This is a genomic window from Pseudomonadota bacterium, from assembly GCA_022572885.1.
In the GTDB taxonomy this organism is placed as follows: Bacteria; Pseudomonadota; Gammaproteobacteria; order Steroidobacterales; family MnTg04; genus MnTg04.
In genome coordinates, this window is sequence record JACZVC010000017.1 from 1 (window position 1) to 20,000 (window position 20,000).

At 56.7% G+C, this 20,000-nt stretch carries 15 protein-coding genes and 2 rRNA genes (1 of these 17 running past the window's edge); 4 read left to right on the forward strand and 13 right to left on the reverse strand.

Going from position 1 to position 20,000, the window contains the following annotated elements:
• Positions 1–586: 586 nt before the first annotated feature.
• Genes IIA05_07710 through plsY form a run of 3 tightly spaced genes read right to left on the reverse strand, consistent with a single transcriptional unit; the run spans position 587 to position 3,065 of the window.
• Complete coding sequence (locus IIA05_07710) at positions 587–1,330, reverse strand: type III pantothenate kinase (protein MCH9026987.1); 744 nt, start codon at positions 1,328–1,330, stop codon at positions 587–589.
• A 26-nt stretch (positions 1,331–1,356) separates the two neighbouring features.
• A complete protein-coding gene (locus IIA05_07715; GenBank protein MCH9026988.1) occupies positions 1,357–2,373 on the reverse strand; it encodes a biotin--[acetyl-CoA-carboxylase] ligase in 1,017 nt (338 codons plus the stop codon).
• The gene (gene plsY / locus IIA05_07720; GenBank protein ID MCH9026989.1) at positions 2,373–3,065 is read right to left on the reverse strand and encodes a glycerol-3-phosphate 1-O-acyltransferase PlsY; all 693 of its coding nucleotides are present in this window, start codon (positions 3,063–3,065) and stop codon (positions 2,373–2,375) included. The genes IIA05_07715 and plsY overlap by 1 nt, the downstream gene beginning before the upstream one ends.
• A 46-nt stretch (positions 3,066–3,111) precedes the next feature.
• On the opposite strand from plsY, the gene IIA05_07725 reads away from it, so the two are divergent.
• The gene (locus tag IIA05_07725) at positions 3,112–4,035 is read left to right on the forward strand and encodes a diacylglycerol kinase family lipid kinase (protein MCH9026990.1); all 924 of its coding nucleotides are present in this window, start codon (positions 3,112–3,114) and stop codon (positions 4,033–4,035) included.
• 15 nt (positions 4,036–4,050) lie between these two features.
• Here IIA05_07725 and IIA05_07730 read toward each other — a convergent pair whose 3' ends face one another.
• From IIA05_07730 to IIA05_07755, 6 genes are all read right to left on the reverse strand, one after another.
• A complete protein-coding gene (locus IIA05_07730; protein ID MCH9026991.1) occupies positions 4,051–4,938 on the reverse strand; it encodes a DMT family transporter in 888 nt (295 codons plus the stop codon).
• Positions 4,939–4,966: 28 nt separating this feature from the next.
• On the reverse strand, positions 4,967–6,058 hold the full coding sequence (locus tag IIA05_07735) for a galactose oxidase (GenBank protein MCH9026992.1): 1,092 nt from the start codon (positions 6,056–6,058) through the stop codon (positions 4,967–4,969).
• Entirely contained in the window at positions 6,055–7,857 is a 1,803-nt protein-coding gene (locus IIA05_07740; protein MCH9026993.1) for a M61 family metallopeptidase, read from the reverse strand. Before IIA05_07740 ends, IIA05_07735 begins: the two co-directional genes overlap by 4 nt.
• Positions 7,854–8,675, reverse strand: a complete 822-nt coding sequence (locus IIA05_07745) for a dimethylarginine dimethylaminohydrolase family protein (GenBank protein ID MCH9026994.1) — start codon at positions 8,673–8,675, stop codon at positions 7,854–7,856. Before IIA05_07745 ends, IIA05_07740 begins: the two co-directional genes overlap by 4 nt.
• A 173-nt stretch (positions 8,676–8,848) precedes the next feature.
• Positions 8,849–9,316 carry a PaaI family thioesterase gene (locus tag IIA05_07750; protein ID MCH9026995.1) on the reverse strand — a complete coding sequence of 156 codons (468 nt, stop codon included), beginning with the start codon at positions 9,314–9,316 and terminating at the stop codon, positions 8,849–8,851.
• Positions 9,306–10,226 carry an amidinotransferase gene (locus IIA05_07755; protein MCH9026996.1) on the reverse strand — a complete coding sequence of 307 codons (921 nt, stop codon included), beginning with the start codon at positions 10,224–10,226 and terminating at the stop codon, positions 9,306–9,308. Before IIA05_07755 ends, IIA05_07750 begins: the two co-directional genes overlap by 11 nt.
• Positions 10,227–10,380: 154 nt before the next feature.
• Between IIA05_07755 and IIA05_07760 the strand changes: the two genes are divergently transcribed.
• Positions 10,381–12,189, forward strand: coding sequence for a tetratricopeptide repeat protein (locus tag IIA05_07760; protein MCH9026997.1), 1,809 nt, complete (start codon positions 10,381–10,383; stop codon positions 12,187–12,189).
• Between the two features lie 147 nt (positions 12,190–12,336).
• On the forward strand, positions 12,337–12,984 hold the full coding sequence (locus tag IIA05_07765; protein ID MCH9026998.1) for a hypothetical protein: 648 nt from the start codon (positions 12,337–12,339) through the stop codon (positions 12,982–12,984).
• A 213-nt stretch (positions 12,985–13,197) separates the two neighbouring features.
• Here IIA05_07765 and IIA05_07770 read toward each other — a convergent pair whose 3' ends face one another.
• Positions 13,198–15,759: a TonB-dependent receptor gene (locus tag IIA05_07770; protein ID MCH9026999.1), complete on the reverse strand. Its 2,562-nt coding sequence runs from the start codon at positions 15,757–15,759 to the stop codon at positions 13,198–13,200.
• 471 nt (positions 15,760–16,230) lie between these two features.
• Complete coding sequence (locus IIA05_07775; protein MCH9027000.1) at positions 16,231–16,845, reverse strand: hypothetical protein; 615 nt, start codon at positions 16,843–16,845, stop codon at positions 16,231–16,233.
• A gap of 170 nt (positions 16,846–17,015) precedes the next feature.
• On the opposite strand from IIA05_07775, the gene IIA05_07780 reads away from it, so the two are divergent.
• A protein-coding gene (locus tag IIA05_07780) for an IS3 family transposase (protein ID MCH9027001.1) occupies positions 17,016–18,163 on the forward strand; the annotation gives its coding sequence in 2 pieces (ribosomal slippage) (positions 17,016–17,253 and positions 17,253–18,163; 1,149 coding nt in all).
• Positions 18,164–18,344: 181 nt separating this feature from the next.
• Here IIA05_07780 and rrf read toward each other — a convergent pair.
• Positions 18,345–18,460 (reverse strand): 5S ribosomal RNA (gene rrf, locus IIA05_07785).
• A gap of 92 nt (positions 18,461–18,552) precedes the next feature.
• Positions 18,553–20,000 (reverse strand): 23S ribosomal RNA (locus tag IIA05_07790) (it continues 2,231 nt past the right edge of the window).

Below are 20,000 nucleotides of genomic sequence, written 5' to 3' on the forward strand. Positions count from 1 at the left end.
GGACTGCTCCACAGGCTGGTCCTCGGCCAGCTCCAGGCTTGGCAAACCCTCATAGCTGGTCGCAATTGGTGCGTTATCGTAGGGCTCGCGCAACCAGTGATACCAAGCCAGTATCCCTAGATTGACCGCCAGCAGAACTAACAGGAAATTTCTCAACAATGGTCTCTTAACCCGTATATTTCACCAAGGATCGCGGATCCTGGGTGAGGGCTCGGGCGGCTGAGGGCAGGTCCAGGGGGTCTGCGCGGCAGAAAGTATGCCTACTGCGAAAGCACCACAGCGGTCCATTTTTCCGATCTTTTTCGTTGCGTAGCTCCACTATGCGCCTCAAAAGATCGAAAAACTGTCCTCGCTGTGACGCTTTCTCGCTACGGATATTTCTACCGCGCAGGCCCCTGGCGAAACCCATAGCGGTAGCTATGGGTTGAGTGCAGACCAAGCTCAGGCGTCCGGGAACCAGCCAGGGCCGCGACAGGTGGACGCCGGCGTAGGATTTGTAATCAGCCATCAACGCATCGATCCCTCAAAATACCCGAATTTTCCGCAGCATGCACTTGGCGGCCACCGCCTTGGTCAAATATGCGGGTCAAGGTCGCTTGCCGGCAATAACTACCAGGCCCCGAAGCACGAGGTCGGCAACAATTTCGGCATTATGCAGCAGCGGCAGCAACATATCGGCATCTCCGCCGCATAGCAATATCCGGGGCGAGCTTTGCGTGCGTCTTTCCAGGAATTCCTTACCATGCCTTACCAGCGAGACCAGTGCGATCAACGATCCGGAATGTATTGCTTCACTGGTGCTGCGCGCGGCAATTTCTTCTTCACCGCAGATCCTGTCTGCAGCCGCTTCGGCAAGCTTGGCGATATCGCTGGTGTTGCCCAGCAACGACGACAACATCATCCGATAGCCCGGCGCGATAACGCCGCCCAGGTGCTTACCCTCCGTATCCAGCATATCTACCGTCAACGCGGTCCCTGCATCGACAATGACCAGCGGGCCAGGCCGGTGGTGCCGCGCGCCGATCATGGCCGCCCAGCGATCGACGCCCATTTGCGTTGGATCCCGATAGGCATTGGTCACGCCACCGGCCTCCCGCACGCTTTCAACACAGACCACCCTGGCGTCTTCGGTGTCGATCAGTCCTCGGATTTGTTGCCCGGCGACATTGGCGACCACAATACGATCGGCCTTACGGTCACCGGCGTATAAGTCATCGCTACTGACATCCACCCAGCTGGAGGTATACTGCGAACCCAGTTTTCCCTGCCACCAGGCCCACTTCACGCGGCTATTGCCGGCATCGATCAATAACAGGGATTCGCTTGCCATCTTCTTCCGCTTCATCTTCGGACCCATCAGGCGATGAGGCCCCGACGCGGCCAGCCTTCTGCCCTGGTCGGCCGCAAACTGATATCCCCGGCAACGATCCGCTGTATTTCCCCCTCCGCCTCAAGCAACAGGCAACCATCATCGGCTATGCCTCGACATACGCCATGGGTTATGCCGGTATCGGATACCAGGTCCACTTGCTGATCCCGGCAAACGTCAGCACGCCGGAGTTCCTTCAGAAACGGCTTCAGACCCTGCAACATGAATATATCCAGCGCCGCGACCCACTCGGGCAATATTTGCTGAACCAGGCTGCTTCTTGACGGCGGCGCGCCATTGCCCATGCCCGCAACATCGCGCCACTCACCAGCCATGGCTTCGCCTCGTGGGCCGGGCAACCGGTAATTCAAACCCAGCCCGGCGACCAGGTGTAAGCGGTTATCGGCGGTGTTTCGCAGTTCGACCAGAATCCCAGCCAGCTTCCCTTTGGCCACCAGGTCGTTCGGCCATTTGATCCCGACCGGTTCTATGCCCAGCTTGGTCAATGCCCTGCGCGTTGCCACCCCCAGCGCCAGCGGCAAAGCCGCCAGGTTATGCGGCGAACCGTCGAAAGCGACAGCCAGGGAAAGACAAATTCCCGACGCCGGCGGCGATAACCAGTTGCGACCCCTCCTGCCGCGGCCAGCGCTCTGGTACTCCGCCAGAAATACCCGGACCTGCCCATCTTCGGGCGGCGTCTGCTCCAGCAACCTGGTGTTGCTTGAATCGACTTCGCCGGCAACCTCGCAGGAGACGATGCGCTCATGGCACCACTCCGGCAAACTCGCGACAAGCTCTGCAGCGTCGAAAAGATCCACCGGGTATGGCAACCGGAAGCCTTTATTCGGGTTGCCCAGCACCTTCAGACCCAGGCCACGCAGTGTTTCGATCTGCAGATTGATATCTGCAATCGGGATCGCCAGGGTCGCCGCCAGCTCTGCCGCGGAATGCGAGACCCCGTCAGAAATGATCCTGAGTACCGGAAGCCAACGATCCTGCCCCATCAGGAATCGCGCCGGAATATCGCCAACTGCCCGACCCTCGCTTCCGCGCCAGCCTTCAGCCGCCGAATGTTTTCCCGATGCGTGTAGACCAAAAACAAGGCCATGGACACGGCCAACGTCAGCAGTGGCTGGTTGGCTATTTGACCGGTCAGCAGCAAGTAAACAGGCGCAGAAAATCCCGCCATTATCGTCGCCAGGCCCACGTAGCCGCTCAACATTACGATCAGCAGCCAGACCAAGATCACCGGTAGCAATATCACCGGCTGGATGAAAGTCAGGGTACCGATCAAGGTTGCTGCGCCCTTGCCGCCCTGAAAGCCATGCCAGAAAGGATAACAATGACCAATAACGGCGGCGGATGCGCAGGCCATGACCAGCCACTCGCGGCCCACGGCAGGGTCCTCGGCAAGCCCGGCTATTGCCAGTACCGGAATCAACGCCGCAGAGATGTATCCTTTCCCCACGTCTATAATCATGACTCCCAACGCAAACATCTTGCCTTGCGTGCGCAGAGCATTGGTGCCGCCGGCATTACCGCTGCCCATTTCTCGAATATCCACGCCCCCCTTGAGTTTTCCGATCAAGAGGCTGCCGCTGACGGAGCCGAGCAAATAAGCCAGCAATACTTTTGTTCCGAGTTCGAGCATCAATACCAGCCTTGTTGGCGCACCTGGTTGGGCCAGGAACGACACGGCCCATCTGGTTACAATACCCGATACTTCGGCACAGAAAAACCAAATGACGAATACCTGCGAAGCACACCTGTTTATCAATGAGTTCGCCGGGCGTGGCCGCGCAACGCGGCAGGCCGACAAAATCAGCAATCGGCTATCGCAGGACGGCCTGCGCCTGACCACGGCTGTGACCAGGTCGCCGGGCAGCCTGATCGACCAGCTTGCGGTCGCCTGCGAAAGCGGAGCCAAAAACGTATTGATCGCGGGCGGCGATGGCAGCGTCAATGAAGCCATCAACGGAATCATGGAGGCCGAGGCCGACCCGCGACTGGGTGTAATCCCGCTCGGCACCGGCAATGATTTTGCCAAGGCGCTTGACATACCCCTGGACTGGCGTCGCGCCTGTGACCGGATAATCGAGGAAATCAGCCGGCCGGAGACCGATGCGCGCATCGATGTCGGCCGGTGCAATCAAAGGTTTTTTCTCAACGGCGTCGGTATCGGTTTTGATGCCAAGGTTGCAATAATGGCGAGCCGGATGAAATGGCCTACCGGGCAGATCCGCTATCCATTGGCGCTGGCGCAAGCCCTGATCAGCGGTATAGAAATCCCGCGGGTCAAAATCGTCACCGATGAATCCGTGCTGGAAATGTCGATCACCTTGATCTCGGCGATGAACGGCCGGATTGCCGGTGGCATTTTTCCGCTGGCTCCCGACGCGAGAATCGATGACGGCCAGCTCGATATCGTTATCGCCGACGGCATGAACCGCAGACAGGTTATTCGCCTGCTTCCTCGCTTGATGAAAGGGACCCATCTGTCGCTGCCTGCTGTAACGATGATTCGGTCGCGGACCCTGAGACTTGAATCCAGCCTGCCCCTGGCGGTGCAAACCGACGGCGAAATACTGACCGCCGCGGCTCGCAACCTGGATATAGAGCTGCTACCCGGGCGCCTGTCTGTGATCGGAGGGAGACCTGCCGAATAATCTGGCAGCAGTCTTTCAGGCAGCCTGTGACATTTTTCTCATACCCAGGTATATACCAAGCAATGTCAGGACGGCGCCAGTCAGCTCGGTCGGCGTGATGCTCCTGGAAAAAAACCAGACATCCCATACGAAAGCCAGCAAGGGTTGCAAAAGGAGAATCAAACCCACCCGCGAAGCGGGCACCTGGGCAAGGCTATGCGCAATCAGCAACCAGCCGAACACCTGCGCCACCAGGGCATACGCCAGCAGGATACCCAGGTCTTTGGACCATGAAAGCGCCAGCGAGTCACCGGCTGCAGTCGCGCCGATGCCCAGCAAAGCGGCGCTGATCAGGGAAACCAGCGCAAGATCGGCAACCGCGGATCGCTGCCGGCCATCGGTGCGGGTGCGCCTCAGCGAGAGAATATAGGCGGCATAAAACACTGCCGTCAATAAACCCAGCCAGATGCCAGTACGATATTCCTCGGTGAGAATCTGCCAGTCAAATCCGACAATCATGCCCAGGCCCAGCAACGCCATCGGGATGGCGACCATGAGCTGCCAGCGCCAGCGTTCGCCAAAGAAAAGCACCCCGGCCAGGGCGAGAAAAAAAACCTGGAAGTTGGCGAGCATGGTGGCCAGACCGGGCCCCACATAAATGATGCTGCGGTGCCAGGTCCACAGGTCGGCGGCAAAAAATACTGCGGCGAGAAAAATCGCCAGCAAGCCGGTCAGGGCCCTGCCCAGCGATCTTTTGGTGGCAAGGATATACAGCAACAGGAAACCTCCGCCAAAAAGCAGGCGGTAGAAAGCGCTGACGGTGGGCGGAACCGACAGCACCTTTACGAAAACAGCGGAAAAGCTGATGAACACCGCACCGGTCAGCAGCCTGATTGTTGCCTTGGTATCAGAATCCAGCGGCATTACGATTTGCAAACCTAGGACAGCCTGTTCATTGCAGCGTGAACTCATGGACCTGCGAACTGATAACCGGTTCGGCGCCATCGCCCGAATTTACGGCGTCAACCATGCCACCGACTATATAAAAAGTCCCCGCGTTGGCAAGCAGACCGCGGTGATCCATGGTTGCCGTGGATAGCCGGCCATAGCTATGCCAGCGTTGCTCGGCGAGCCGCCATGCAAAGACTTCGGCCGAGGCCTGCGATACATTGCCGTCATAACCGATGCCATCGTAGTTGTAAGGATTGCCGCTGCCGCCGGCGAAGACGATTTCCCCGTCGTGCGTTGCCGTGCCGGTCGCCGCGATCCGGTAGCGGACCGAACCCGGATGGGGTGCGACCACCTGCCAGTGAATGCGTCGAATATCGTCGGCATCGATTTTGCCCAGGTAACAGGCATCTACCGTCTCGAACCGCCGGTTGCCGTTGTCCGCCAGGCGAACGACAACGCCATCGCAAACCAGCAACCTGTTGCCGACTATGCCGCCCGCATGGCCGAACACCGCCTCACCGGGCCAGGGCGTCGCCTGTCTCCAGGAATCCTCCTCGACATCGTAAATCTGCACCAGGTTGACATTGCCCAGGTCGTGCCAGCCACTGACCAGGTAAACATAGCGGTCAAGATATACGACCGAGACAGCATCATCGACCGGCACCGGCATCGGCTCCAGTTCATGCCAGCTTAGCCGCTCAGTATCGAGCCGGTACACTTTTGCTACAGATCTCTCGCTGCCATCCTCGGCAACGGTATATCCGCCAAAAACATATACCTTACCAGCCACGGTGGCGGCGGTGCCGGCTAGCCTGCCTTCGCCCCCGGGCACATCGGCCAAGCGCTGCCAGGCATCGCTCCCTGGCGGCAAATGCCAGGCCTCGCTGGCCACGTTTTGCCAGCCGCGGCCGCCGGCCAGGCCCATGAAACTGAGCAAGTGAAACCCGTCGGCGCTGCGGAAGCCAGCCACCGCATTGTTACTGACTGGATGGGGCAGTGCCGGACCCTGCACCGCAACGATCTGGCTTTCATGTTCCAAGGTGCAGGCAAACAGACCCGCAGTGAGCAGACAAATCGGCAGGATACGCTTCATCGAATGCCACCCAGCCACGCGGACCGCGCTGCCAGGATCTCGCCGTCAGCCTCTTCATTCAGCAGCAACTGGCAGCAGTGCCGCGGACTTTCCTCGGCCAGCAACGGCAATTCGATCAGCACGTCTTCGCGAAAAACACTTAACCGCGTTATCTCCCCTGCTTGCAGCCGGCGCAGACGTTTCTCAAGCGTCTTGGCGGTGAGACGAATATCGTTCAGGGCAAGCAATTCGTCGCCAGCGGACAGCCCGGCTTTCTGCCCCGGACCGTTCTCCAGTACGTGAGTGACGATGAGTCGACCGGCCACCACCCGGGTCTTGATCCCGAACCACACCGGCATGCTTTTGCCTTTGGCCGGTCCGCCAGCGTCATCGAGAGAAACGGCAGGTCTCAACTTGTAGATTATGCCGACACTCTCGAGATACTCCGCCAGCGGTAAATCGTCAGTCCCGCGAACCGCATGGGCGAAAAACTCTTTCAGTTCCACGCCGCTGACCTCGCTCGCCAAATCTTCAAAAGCCGTTTCCGGCATGCCTGTTTCAATCTGGCCGTATTTTTCCCAGGCCGCGCGCATCACATCGTCCAATGAGCAAACGCCTTTGGTCTCGCGGCGAATCAACAGATCGAGGGCAAGCGCCACCAACGACCCCTTTGCGTAATAACTGACTATCGCGTTTGGCGAGTTTTCGTTCTGCCGGTAAAACTTGCTCCAGGCATCGAAACTCGATTCCGCCAGTGACTGGTGCAGGCGGCCCGGCCCCTGGAGAACACGGGTTATCGTTTGTGACAACAGGTCCAGGTAACTGGTGTCGGTGATCACACCGCTTCTGACCAGCGCCAGGTCGTCATAATAGGAAGTAACACCCTCGAAAACCCAAAGCATTTCGGTATAGGCCTCGGCGGACAGATCGCTTTCCGCGAGCGCGGCGGGACGCAATCTTTTGACATTCCACATATGAAAATATTCATGGCTGCACAAGCCTAGAAAGCGACGATACCCCTTGCTGATACCCTCGTCGGCCTGCGCGGGCAGATCGTCGCGCCGGCTGATCAACGATGAGCTGTTGCGATGCTCCAGCCCACCGTAACCATTGCTCACCACGGTTAGCAGGAACAGGTAGCTGTCGACTGGCACTGAACCAAACAGATCGATGTGCTGGTGGCATACCAGCGCGAGGTCTGTAGCCAGCCGATCTTTGTCCGCATCGTGTTTGCCGCTGATGGCCATCGCGTGAGGAATACCACCCGCGCTGAACTCGACAAAATCCAGTTCGCCCATTTGTACCGGGCAGTCGATCAGTTCTGCATAGCTTTGCGCCTGGAAATCACCAAATCCCCGATCATCGATCTGGACAACCTGCAGCCCGGTCGCCAGCCGCCAACGTCCCGTATCGCCCGACGGCGGCGCAATACTGATACCGGACGGCCGCTCCTCCTGACCATGAACGCGCAGGAATATATTGCTGCCGTCAAAAAATCCGTGTCGTGAGTCCAGGTGGGCGCCACGCACAGAACGATCCTTGGCATAAACCTGGTACCGAACGATCAGCGGGCCATTTACGGGTGCGCATTGCCAGGTTGATTTGTCGAGTTTCCTGACGATGACGCTGTCCGCGCCCGAGTGCGCGGCAAGACTCGTGATATGACGGGCAAAATCCCGAATCATATAACTGCCGGGCACCCATGCCGGCAGCGACAATTGCTGGCCTTTGGCGTCAGGCTTTGAAATTTCGAGCTCAACATCGAACAGGTGTGCATTCGGCCGTGCCGCCCCGATCCTGTATAAAACGGCTGGCTTCACGCAGGCGGCTCGGTCAGTTTCAGTGTCAGGCACTTCGCAGAACCGCCTGCCTTCAGGAACTCCGTCAATGACGCTTCGATCACTTCGAAACCCGCTTTGGCCAGATCGTTTTTCAACCCTGGAGAAACCCGGTTCATAATAACCTTGTCTTCGATATTGACGGAATTACAGGCAAAGCGGCCCGCATCTTCGCTACTGACAACGATGCGTTTGTCGCGCGGTACGCGCAGCGTGATTTTTTTCTGCGATTCCTCATCAAAAGCCGGTGGATAGTACAGCAACCAGCCGTCATTCAATGGGCAAAAACAGGTATCGATATGATAAAAACGCGGGTCCACAAGACGGATCGAAACGACTTCTTTCGCAAAGAATGTTTCGAGATGAGGATGCGATTCGATCTCCGTACGAAATCCGTATCCGGCCCAGAGCCAATCGCCACCCCTATCGAAAAGCGCATCTCCGGCGCCTTCAAAACCGATTTTTTCATCGAGTGGATATAGCTCGAACCCGTTCTCGCCGAACCATCGCTTGAAGTGCTTTTCCTCCGCCCGTCGTTCCATCGGCAGGAAATGGCTGGCCATCGCCTTCTCAGCCAGCACGGTTCCGGCATTGGCCGTAAAAACCATGTCGGGTACGTCGGCTCGAGGCTCAATCAATACAACATTCGCATGTTCTTCGATGGTATCGCGCAGCTTCGTCCATTGTTGTTTCGCCAGGTCGATCGAAAGTTTCCCTTCGTTACCGTCCATCCACGGATTTATTGCATAGTCCACGGCGAAGAAATCCGGCGGACACATGAGTATTTTGTCTTTGGCCATTCGGGAGGGGTCCCCAATAAAAGAAGGCGCGATTTTAACCCATTCGGCGGCAAGCTGCGCCGGCGTTTGACGGGCTGCGACCCAGGCGTATCCTGGTCTTGAAACACGGCAGCGATCGACCTCCGAACCCGGCTAAAGGCGAGCGCCAGCAAGCGAACGGTGCGACCCAGGATCTACCAGCGGTGATACGCTGGATGTCCTTCGCTTACCGCAACGAAGGTGCCTCGGCAGGTGTCGCAAACCTTTCCATCGACAATGAGTTCGCCATCGACCACCACCTTGTTGCCTGCAGATTCCACGACCCAGGCGCGCAACGAGACCGGCCCCGTTGAAGGAGTCGGTCTGAGCAATCGAATCGAATAATCCGCGGTCACCGTGCACGGTGGCTTTTGCGCACCTGTTTGGTTCATCAGGTGCCAGCAGGCCGTCCAGTTGCAATGGCAGTCGAGCAGGGATCCGATAATGCCGCCGTTGAGCATGCCGGGAAACGCCTCGTGATGCGATTCCGGCGTCCACTCGGCAATTACTTCATCGCCGCATGGGAAACTGCGGATGCGGAGTCCCTTTTTGTTGGCCGGACCGCAACCGAAGCACTCGTTGTCCGGTGCATATCTTTCCTGCAGGCAAAGCTCACTCACTATCCCGGCTCCTGTTTTTTCTGGGTAAATGAATTTCCGCGAGCATGCAGCGTACACTGCCGCCCGAGCTTTTCTCAATGCTGTCAATGGATGCCGCAACAATATGCGTTCGGCGCGACAGGCTCTTGCGTTGCTCCGCTGTCAGGCTGTCCAGCGCCCGACTGGACATCGCCAGTATGCGTCCGCCGTTTGCGGATTTCAGTTCAAGCATGTTGCCGGCAAAGCTGGCCATTTGTGCATAACTGATATCAATCACTTCGTGACCGGTGCCGCGCAGCCTGTCCAAAACTGCCTGGCGTTGTTCTTCCTTTATGGAAGCAGCGCAGATGACCACGAAATCCACACCGATGCACATCATGACGTTGGTGTGGTAGATAGCGGCGCCGTCCTCGCCTGCGGCAGCAAACACCACCAACTCATAGTCCATCCGGCGAGCGAACTCACCCAAAAGGTCCACATCGGTGCGCGCCGACAGGCACGCATAGGCAATATGGTTTTGCCGATCGAGAACGATGCTGCCGGTGCCCTCAAGATATTTTCCCTCGGCCTCGTACGAACTCAAGTCAATGGTTTGCTCAATCCTGAACCCCGATTCCGAGCTCAGTGAACCCAGGATATCAGCGCGCCGTTCCGGCCTGCGGTTGCTTGCCATCATCGGGTAAAGAACTGCGGTTCCGTCGGCGTGCATGCTCAGCCAGTTATTCGGAAAAATAGAATCCGGCGTATGGGGTTCCGGGGTGTCGTCAAAAATCACCACATCTATGCCGACAGCTTCCAGCGTCGCCACAAGATTGTCGAACTCAACCAGCGCCTTCTCGTGGTTGCCGTCGTCGCTGGACGAATGGTCCTGCTGCTGGAAGCGGTTGCTTTCGGCGGTCTGCGGATTGGACTGGAAACGAACCGGCCGGATCATCAGGACCGAGGAACTGGTCTGTGGCTCAGCCGGTCGGGCCATTATTTATCTCCATCGCAACTACCCGGACATACTACTATTCCCCGGCCTTCGCCTACAGTGATTGCTATACTCTGCGGCCGCAGCCTGCCATTTTCGGCTCGGGTTTCAGGAAATGGACCAAACAGAAAAAATCAAAAATGTACTCCAGGATGCCTCCCGCGCAATGGCTTCCGGCGATTATCGAAAGGCATTTCAATTGACCCGCGAAGCCTGTGATCTGCAACCCGATAACGCCAGGCTTTGGATCACTGCCGGGACACTGGGCGGCCGGCTTGGGGAACTCGAGCAGGCCGAGCATTGTCTGCGCAAGGCACTGGCGCTGGCGCCCGACTCGGCAACGGCACTGGAAAATCTGAGCGTTACCCTGGTCGGCAGGGGGGAAGCCGAAAAAGCACTGGAATTTTCCACCCAGGCAATTCGGCTGAAACCGGCCGCCGCAACTTTTGACCGGCGCGGGTACATACTCGCGCAACTGGGGCGTCATGAGGAAGCGATCCGTGATTTCCGCCAAGCCCTGGATGCCGACCCGCAACTGGCCGATGCGCATAACAATCTTGGCGTCTCGCTGCAGGCGAGCGGTCATAGCGAGGAAGCAATCGAGAGCTTTTCGCGCGCTGTTGCGATACAGCCTGCCTATGCTGACGCGTGGAACAACAAGGGATTGGCCTGCCAGGCGCTGGGCAGGTTCACAGAGGCGCTGGATGCACATCGCCAGGCAGTGGAGTCAGATCCGCAACACGAAAACGCCCTGGCGGAACTCGCTGCGACGCTGGAGCGCGGCAACCAGGTTGTCGAGGCAAGGGAGATCGCGGAGCGCGCACTTGAAATAAATCCGGGCCAGCGTAAGGCCGGCCTGGTCCTCGCCGTGCTCGACCGTCGTGACGGCGACCTTGAATCGGCGGAAGCGCGCTGCCGGGCGTTGCTGACCAACACGGAAAGCGATCAGGAGAAGGGCGAGGTCTCGCTGGAACTGGCCCAATGCCTGGACAAGCTGCAACGGTACGACGAGGCGTTCGGGTTTTTCGAACAGGGGCAGGAATCGTTGCTGAAAAGCTGGCAACGCGTACCCGACAAGCAAATTTATTTTGAGCAGGTCGACGCGAGCACGCGATGGCCCAGACCGGATCAGTCTGCGGCCTCGAACATTTCGGCGCAGGATAAAAAAGTGCCTGCTTTTCTGGTCGGCTTCCCGCGATCCGGAACCACGCTGACGGCGAGGATACTGGACGCGCATCCGGCTATCAGTACTAGCGACGAACAACCCCTGGTGCCCCGCCTGATGCAGTTCGCCGAATCCAGTCTCGACCTGCAGCCCTGCTCGCTAACGGCAGATCAACGCGAGATCCTTGCCGCCGAGTATTGGCGAATGGCGGAGACGGACCTTGGCAGGCCGGAGCCGGAAACGGTATTCCTCGACAAACTTCCGCTGAACATCACCCGGATCGGTTTTATTCGGCAGGTATTTCCGCAGGCGAAAATTATTGTGGCGTTGCGCGATCCGCGCGATGCGTGCCTCAGCGCATTCATGCAATCGTTCAAGCCCAACCCGGCTATGGTTCATTGCGCAAGTTTGGGCGATGCGGCCGCCCTGTACTGCAAAGTGATGAATACATGGCTGGAGATTTGCAAAAACGATTTGCCCGGGTTTTTTGAATCACGCTACGAGAACCTGGTCGAGAACTTCGAATCGTCTGCGCGGCAGTTGCTCGAGTTTCTTGGCCTGGACTGGGCCGCGGATGTCGCCCGTTTCCATGAGAACGCCGGGTCCGATTACCTGAGTACCCCGAGTTACCAGGCGATTGGCAAACCCGTTTACCGGTCTGCGCGGAACCGGTGGCGGAACTACCGGAAACCTGTACACGAGATAACGCCGTTGCTCTCGAAGTATCTGACCGCTTTCGGTTATTCGGATAAAGACTGAGATCAACCGGCCGGGAGGCCGAATGCCGGCACCATGTTGTTGAACGACCATGGCGGAGCGCCCAGTCGCGCGGGGCGCTGCTTTTCAAGCCGCCATCCACAAAACAACGCCCCGAGCCAGAAATCCAACAGCGGCACCTGGGGTTCTGTGAGTGGACTGAACATGGAATTCGCCGTGTCCTGGGCCGAGCTGGGCCTCGCGCCAGGGACGCCTTTCACTTTCCATGTCAGCAGCACGAACTCCAGTCTCAATGCAGCCAATATCGCCGCCAAAATCGACGACAATCTCAGCGGCGGCGGCAGCACTAGTACGCAGTTCGCAGCTTTGACATTCATTCCGGACCTGGCGCTTAGCGGCCAACACCTCGACGCCGTCGTCGGCGCGCACAACCCGAAGGCGATTCCCGGCGCGGTGGCTGCCTACACGATTACCGTCAACAACCAGGGGGGCAGACCTGCCGACGTGGACAGTACCGTGATTACCGACACGATCCCGGCCGATAGTTCGCTGATGGTCAGCGATATCGGCGGCGCCGGTTCCGGGCCGCTGAATTTTAGCGATGGCAGCCCTGCCAGTGGTTTGACCTATACCTTTAGCAGCCTGGCCAGCACGACCGACGACCTGGAGTTTTCCAGCGACGGTGGCGCCAGCTTCGGCTATACGCCGACACCCGATGGCAACGGGGTCGACGCCAGCGTCACGGACATTCGGATCAACCCAAAGGGCGTATTCCTGCCATCATCGGGAGCGGGCAACCCGGGCTTCAATATCGGGTTCCGCGTCCGGGTAGACTAGCAGGCTGCGCGTTTCACCCGGGCGGTAGCCGCCAGGACCATCACCATTGAGCCCGCGCAGCAGGAATACGTTCTGCCTGGCCACATTAACGAATCTGCATAGCAGAAATATCCGCAGCCAAAAAAAAAGCCCCGCTCCGTGAGCGGGGCTTTTCAGAATCCGGAGGCTGTTCAGTTCGCCTCCATTATCTGGCTTCTACTCGAATACGTACACTTACAGTTCGTAACGAATACGCGCGTACCAGAAACCACCGTTAAACCCAAACGGTGTGAACTGGCTGTAGCGGTTACCCACTCCACTACGAGCCCCCTGGTTTTCGCCGGGGAAAATATCAAAGATATTCTGGGCGCCAACGGTCACTGTCAGATTATCGTTGACCGAGTATGCCGCTTCGAGATCAACCAGCCACTCGCCATCGTAGACAGCGCCATCTTCCGAATCGAACCATTCGTCGTAATAGCTCAGACGAGCGAGAACCCGGAAATTGTCGGTGGCTCTGTGGTTGGCAGTCAGGTTACCGCGAAACCCCGGCAGACCTTCCTGCAACTCCTGAATACGAAGATCGTCCAGCGTATCCGGATTGTGCTTCGTGACCTCGGTGTCCGTCCAGTTGAACAACAGGGTCCAGTCGGTGCTCCCACCCAGCATGTCGGCGGTGTAATTCGCGATGAGATCGATACCCTGGGTTGTGGTTTCGAAGTCATTGATGAAGAAACGGAAATTCGCCAGGTTAGCGGCACTGGTCACGCCTTCGGCGAGAAGGTCTATGACCTCTTGCGCCGTCAGTGCGAACAGCTTGGTTTGCCCCAGACGATCCTTCAACTCGATATTGAAATAATCGATCGTGATATCGACTTCGCCCAGCGTCAGAATTGCGCCCACGGAAAGGTTGATCGATTTCTCCGCCTCCAGCGGCCGGCCGCCTCTGAGTTCCGCAACACGGGAACCCGGCGGAATATTGCCGTTGTTGACCAGATCCATCAGCACCAGGTCGAACTCGGTCGAGACGTTAAACGCATTCGACTGACCTGGCGTCGGCGCCCTGAACCCGCTGCTCGCGCTAGCGCGCCATGCCAATCGGTCGTTGATTCGGAAATTGGTCGCGACCTTGCCGTTGAAAGTCGTACCAAAGTCGTCGAAATCCTCGAAGCGAGTGGCAAAGCCGAGCGACCAGTCATCCGTCGGGTTTACCTCAAGATCGACATAAACCGCGAAGTTGCTACGACTCCAAGTGCCGGCCGCAATCGGGCTGAATCCCGGGAATCCGTTGGAAGCCGCACTAAAGCCCTGGTCCGCCAAGGGTCCGATAGACCAGGATTCCGTTTGTCCGAGACCGATATCAAATTGCTCGTCACGATATTCGAGGCCACCCGCGATATTGCCATTGTCGCCAAACGCGTAGGACACATCGAAGTTCAAGTTAAACTCTTCCTGCCTGTACAGACCGGGATCAAAACTCGTCGGTGTAGCCGGACCCAGGGAAGCGTTGACCGTGTTGTTGATAAAGAAATCGACTTCGTTCGTGCCGTAACCAATGCTGGCGTCCCAAAGAAGCCCAGAAGAGGTTTCGCCGCGGATGCCACCGACGATTGAAAAATCCAGAACCTCGCCACCGAAACGCGGCGTAAACCCACCCGGGAACAGCTCGTTCATTATAAAGCAGTTGGGATCTGCAGTTATCTGCGCCACCGCGGCCGCTTCGCCCGCCGAGCCGATTATGAGCTCCGTTCCGGGCGGAATTCCGGGCTGGATTCCGGGTGCCACCGGGTCTGAGTCAAAACTGAAATCTATACCGCCCGGGCAGGTTATACCATCTCCAGGCGTCATGTCGCCAACGAGGCGGCTTATACCACCATCTGCGCTGAAAACCGCACCACGGGTATTGGGATTTCGGAAAAAGAACCCGCCCTCGACTCGTTTCTCTGCATAGTTGCCATGGCCATAAAACTCTTTGCCATTGCCGGCTTCCGTCGCAAAATTGACCATCAGTTTCAATTCATCGTCGATAATCGGCGAACCCCAGATCTGCGCAGGATTGGCGACAAAGGTGTTGCCGGCCGCGATCAAAGCGGCTGCATCGTCACGTTGGAGACTGCGATCGGTCGGATCCGACTCGCCATACTCGACGCTAATGTTGACAAAACCTTCGTCACCCACCGGCAGGCCGATGTTGGCTGCGATCTGCATGGCGGTACCATCGCCTTCGTAGAACTCGCCATAGCGAACTTCGAGGCTGCCACCTTCACGGGCATCCTTCAAGATGAAATTCATTACGCCGGCAATGGCATCCGAACCATACTGCGCAGAAGCGCCATCACGAAGTACTTCGACCTGTTTCAATGCAATCGAAGGAATTACTGAGATATCCGGTCCTTGCGCACCATCGGCCACACCATTGCCCAGCCAGGAAATGACGGCTGCACGATGACGGCGTTTGCCGTTGATCAGGACCAGCGTTTGATCGGGTGCCATGCCACGCAATTGCGCCGGCCGCACGACCGTCGCCGCATCACTGATCGGCTGCGTGTTGACGCTATAGGAGGGAACGACGTTCCTTATCAGGTCACTGAGATCGGTTCCGCCCTGGTTGATGAACTCGTCAGCCGAGATGACGTCTACCGGGACCATTGATTCGGTCACCGAGCGCGGTTGCCCGCGTGTACCGGTGGCGACAACTTCTTCAATCTCGCCGTACTTGTCAGCATCCGCATCGGCGTCCTGCGCCACCGCCTGTTGCGTAAAAGCCACAGACAGCGTTGCAATCCCCAATAGCATTGCTAATCGTTTATAAAAATCGGAGGTTTTCACACTATTTCCCTTTACTGGTTTGATATTTATACGCTGTGGCGCCTCGTGGGAACTCTGTGGTCGCCACTAGGCGGTATCAGCGCTCATGCTGGTATCGCTGTATCCGCGTATTTTTTCTCTATCGTTGCGAATACGCGACACCCACTTGATACACCCACTATCCAATGTCTGGCACCGATAGTCAAGAAACCCAGGGTGGGGGAAAGAGCTGTTTGCGGTGGTTTTAGCGACAATAAAGCCAAGGCAATCGGGAAATTCAGAAGTTCAGGCGAATCGTGCTAAATATTACGTAAAATTCAACAAGTTATAATCCCCGGTGGGAATCTTTCCCCGAGCTGCAACGGAAACCCCGCACGCCATCGATCATGGCTGGCAAATCGGTGTTGGTGAGGCCCTTTTTTTTGCCCATCAAATACGGAGCGTCCCGCTCCCTGTTCATCAGCGACCACCGGCCTGTCTTGCCGCAAAATCATCGAGTTCATGGTCGCCGTAAAAGCGGTATCCCTGCTCGAAGTAGCCGTCGACCTGCTCCTGGGTGGGCCAGGAAAAATACCGGCCTTTCCCTTGCTGCTTATAAGACGGGGCAACGCGATCGTTCTCAATAACCCTGATCGCATCCAGGACCATGGTGCAACCCGGCGGATACAGGTCGAGCACGCTGGCCATGTAGGACCGCTCATGGGCAAGGGGAATCCTAGCCCGTCCGACCACCGGCCCGGTATCGATCGTGCCGTCTACGATGTAATGCAGGGTAGAGCCGATTTCCGTATCGCCGTTGAGCAATGCCCAGAACGTCGCCATCGCGCCGCGGTAATCGGGCAGCAGGCCGGAGTGCAGATTCAACACGCCGTATCGTGGAATGGCGATCGCCTCGTCTTTGAGAATCTTCCGGTAACGCAAAGACACGATCAGGTCGGGCGCCGTCTCCCGCATTGCAGCAAGCCCTTCGGCGCTGTTTGGCAAAGGCAGACGACCGATCGGCCGCCCGGTTTCCTCCGCCAGCTCGTCAAATGTCAGGATTAGGGATTTTCTGTCGGTTTGGCTGACTGCCAACCTCGATAATGCGTCGCAAAGCCCGGATTCGTAATTCTCCAGGTGATCGATGGTCCCTGGCCGCGGGTCGTCATGGATCGTTTGGTCCGACAGGAAAATACAAAGCTTGAATCGCCCCTAATTTGCTAGACACCTTTCAGCCAGACAAAATGGTACTAGGAGAGGTGAAAATGAGTAGCAAACGATATCCCGAAGAGTTCAAGATCGAAGCGGTCCGCCAGGTAGTTGAGCGAGGCCACAGCGTTGCAGAAGTAGCAAGTCGACTGGGCATGACGACGCACAGCCTTTACAGTTGGAAGTTGAAGTACGGTCCACGTTCCGAGGAACAACAGGCAAAGACATCGGATGAGATGGAGATCAAGCAGCTCAAGAAAGAACTGAAGCGCGTCACCGAAGAGCGCGATATTCTAAAAAAAGCCGCGGTGTACTTCGCCAACCAGTCCGAATGAGGTACGCCTATATCAGGGCCAACAGTACTGAATGGCCAGTTCGGCGACTGTGCGAGCTGCTGGATGTTCATCCGAGTGGTTATTACGCGTGGCGCAAGCAGCCACGTTCGGCTCGAGCAAAAGAGAATCAGCATCTGACCGGATTAATCAAGCAGTTCTGGCTGGAAAGTGGTGGCGTGTATGGCTACCGCAAAATCCATACAGACCTCCGTGACGTCGGCGAGCACTGCAGCGAGAATCGTACCTATCGGTTGATGCGGGCTGCAGGGCTCCGCTCCCAGGTTGGCTACCGTAGGCCGCGGCATCGATCCGGACCCGCGAGTGTGCACGCACCGAACCGCCTGCAACAGCAGTTTACCGTTGCACGACCAAACGATGTCTGGGTCAGCGACATCACGCACATCCGCACCCACGAGGGTTGGCTGTATCTTGCTGTCATTCTGGATCTGTTCTCACGCCGGGTTATCGGCTGGTCTTTGCAGGCAAGGATCAAAAAGGAGCTGGTACTGGATGCGCTGCTGATGGCGGTGTGGCGCAGAAAGCCAACATCGACCGTAACGGTTCACACCGATCAAGGCAGTCAATACACGAGCCACGACTGGCAGGACTTTTTGAAGTCGCACAACCTGCAGGCCAGCCTGAGTCGTCGCGGAAACTGTCACGATAATGCCGTCGCCGAGAGCTTCTTCCAGCTACTGAAACGCGAACGCATCAAGCGGCATATCTACATCACTCGTGACGATGCGCGCGCCGATGTAGTCGATTACATAGAAATGTTTTACAACAGCAAACGCCGGCACGGTTTCAATAATCTGCTGTCACCGGTAGAGTATGAAAAGCAATTTACAGAACGGCTGGTAAGTGTCTAGAAGATCGGGGGCGATTCAGCTCATGGCCAGGCAGTTTCTGCACAACCAGGCTTAGAACCAGGTTGCTGTAGATTTCCTTGTGACCCAGTAAAACAATTCGCATCGAACAACAATAGGTCAAGAAACGGGGACGGGCAAAAAAAACCCCGACCACTTTCGCAGTCGGGGTTTCTGAATAAAATCCTGGCGGTGTCCTACTTTCGCATGGGGAAACCCCACACTATCATCGGCGCTGAGCGTTTTCACTTCCGAGTTCGAAAAGGGATCGGGTGGTTCCCGCACGCTATGGCCGCCAGGAAAACTGTATTAAAAACCTGGGAATGTATTGACGTCTCGTGTCGTTTCGAGGACATGCACCCGACACGGCATGCAAACCGTTTGGGTGTTATATGATCAAGCCTCACGAGCAATTAGTACCAGTTAGCTTCACACATTACTGCGCTTCCACACCTGGCCTATCAACGTTGTAGTCTTCAACGGCTCTTCAGGGACCTTAAAGGTCCAGGGAAATCTAATCTTGGGGGGGGCTTCCCGCTTAGATGCTTTCAGCGGTTATCCCTTCCGTATGTAGCTACCCGGCAATGCCACTGGCGTGACAACCGGAACACCAGAGATACGTCCACTCCGGTCCTCTCGTACTAGGAGCAGCTCCCCTCAAATTTCCAACGCCCACGACAGATAGGGACCGAACTGTCTCACGACGTTCTAAACCCAGCTCGCGTACCACTTTAAATGGCGAACAGCCATACCCTTGGGACCTGCTACAGCCCCAGGATGTGATGAGCCGACATCGAGGTGCCAAACTCCTCCGTCGATGTGGACTCTTGGGAGGAATTAGCCTGTTATCCCCGGAGTACCTTTTATCCGTTGAGCGATGGCCCTTCCATACAGAACCACCGGATCACTAAGACCAACTTTCGTTCCTGTTCGACTTGTATGTCTCACAGTCAAGCACCCTTATGCCTTTGCACTCTATGCGCGATGTCCGACCGCGCTGAGGGTACCTTTGCGCTCCTCCGTTACTCTTTGGGAGGAGACCGCCCCAGTCAAACTACCCACCATACACTGTCCCCGACCCGGATAACGGGCCTGGGTTAGAACTCCAAACATTTCAGGGTGGTATTTCAAGGTTGGCTCCACGCAAACTAGCGTCTGCGCTTCAAAGCCTCCCACCTATCCTACACAAAAATGTTCAAAATTCAGTGTAAAGCTGTAGTAAAGGTTCACGGGGTCTTTCCGTCTAGCCGCGGGTATACGGCATCTTAACCGCAATTTCAATTTCACTGAGTCTCGGGTGGAGACAGTGTGGCCATCGTTACGCCATTCGTGCAGGTCGGAACTTACCCGACAAGGAATTTCGCTACCTTAGGACCGTTCATCCTATGTTATCCCCGGTCATTGCGACCGGTTTGATTCAAGCAGTAGCTAGGTCTTAAATCCTGCATATCGCTATGCAGATCGGACTATATCTTTACTTACAAATTATGCGGCATCGGTAAATCAATTTGTAAGCGCCTGGCGTGTAGTCTCTGAGGATTCTTCCGACTTCACCAAACGAAGAATTTCAGCATCGGTGTATTTTCTACGCCCGACTCCACCGTCATTCATCGTTTTCCGAATATCAAGAATTCGCTTTATGCCGTCCTTCTCCAGATGCTTTCTTCCTGCAATAAGGATCGCTATTTGCTTAAATTTCGCAAAATCACGTTTCTTTTTCGCAGACAAAAAGCCAAATCTGTTGAAAAACGGAATTACGTTTTCCTGTATCGCGGTAAAGTTGTTGACTTCGTAATACCAAACGCCGTCCTCCCTCGAACGCAAAGTGCCACATTTCAAG

Excerpts from the sequence above, each read along its gene's own strand:
- IIA05_07710 (MCH9026987.1), bottom strand. The coding sequence starts at position 1,330 with ATGGCAAGCGAATCCCTGTTATTGATCGATGCCGGCAATAGCCGCGTG.
- IIA05_07715 (MCH9026988.1), bottom strand. The coding sequence starts at position 2,373 with ATGGGGCAGGATCGTTGGCTTCCGGTACTCAGGATCATTTCTGACGGG.
- IIA05_07725 (MCH9026990.1), top strand. The coding sequence starts at position 3,112 with ATGACGAATACCTGCGAAGCACACCTGTTTATCAATGAGTTCGCCGGG.
- IIA05_07730 (MCH9026991.1), bottom strand. The coding sequence starts at position 4,938 with ATGCCGCTGGATTCTGATACCAAGGCAACAATCAGGCTGCTGACCGGT.
- IIA05_07735 (MCH9026992.1), bottom strand. The coding sequence starts at position 6,058 with ATGAAGCGTATCCTGCCGATTTGTCTGCTCACTGCGGGTCTGTTTGCC.
- IIA05_07745 (MCH9026994.1), bottom strand. The coding sequence starts at position 8,675 with ATGGCCAAAGACAAAATACTCATGTGTCCGCCGGATTTCTTCGCCGTG.
- IIA05_07755 (MCH9026996.1), bottom strand. The coding sequence starts at position 10,226 with ATGATCCGGCCGGTTCGTTTCCAGTCCAATCCGCAGACCGCCGAAAGC.
- IIA05_07760 (MCH9026997.1), top strand. The coding sequence starts at position 10,381 with ATGGACCAAACAGAAAAAATCAAAAATGTACTCCAGGATGCCTCCCGC.
- IIA05_07770 (MCH9026999.1), bottom strand. The coding sequence starts at position 15,759 with ATGCTATTGGGGATTGCAACGCTGTCTGTGGCTTTTACGCAACAGGCG.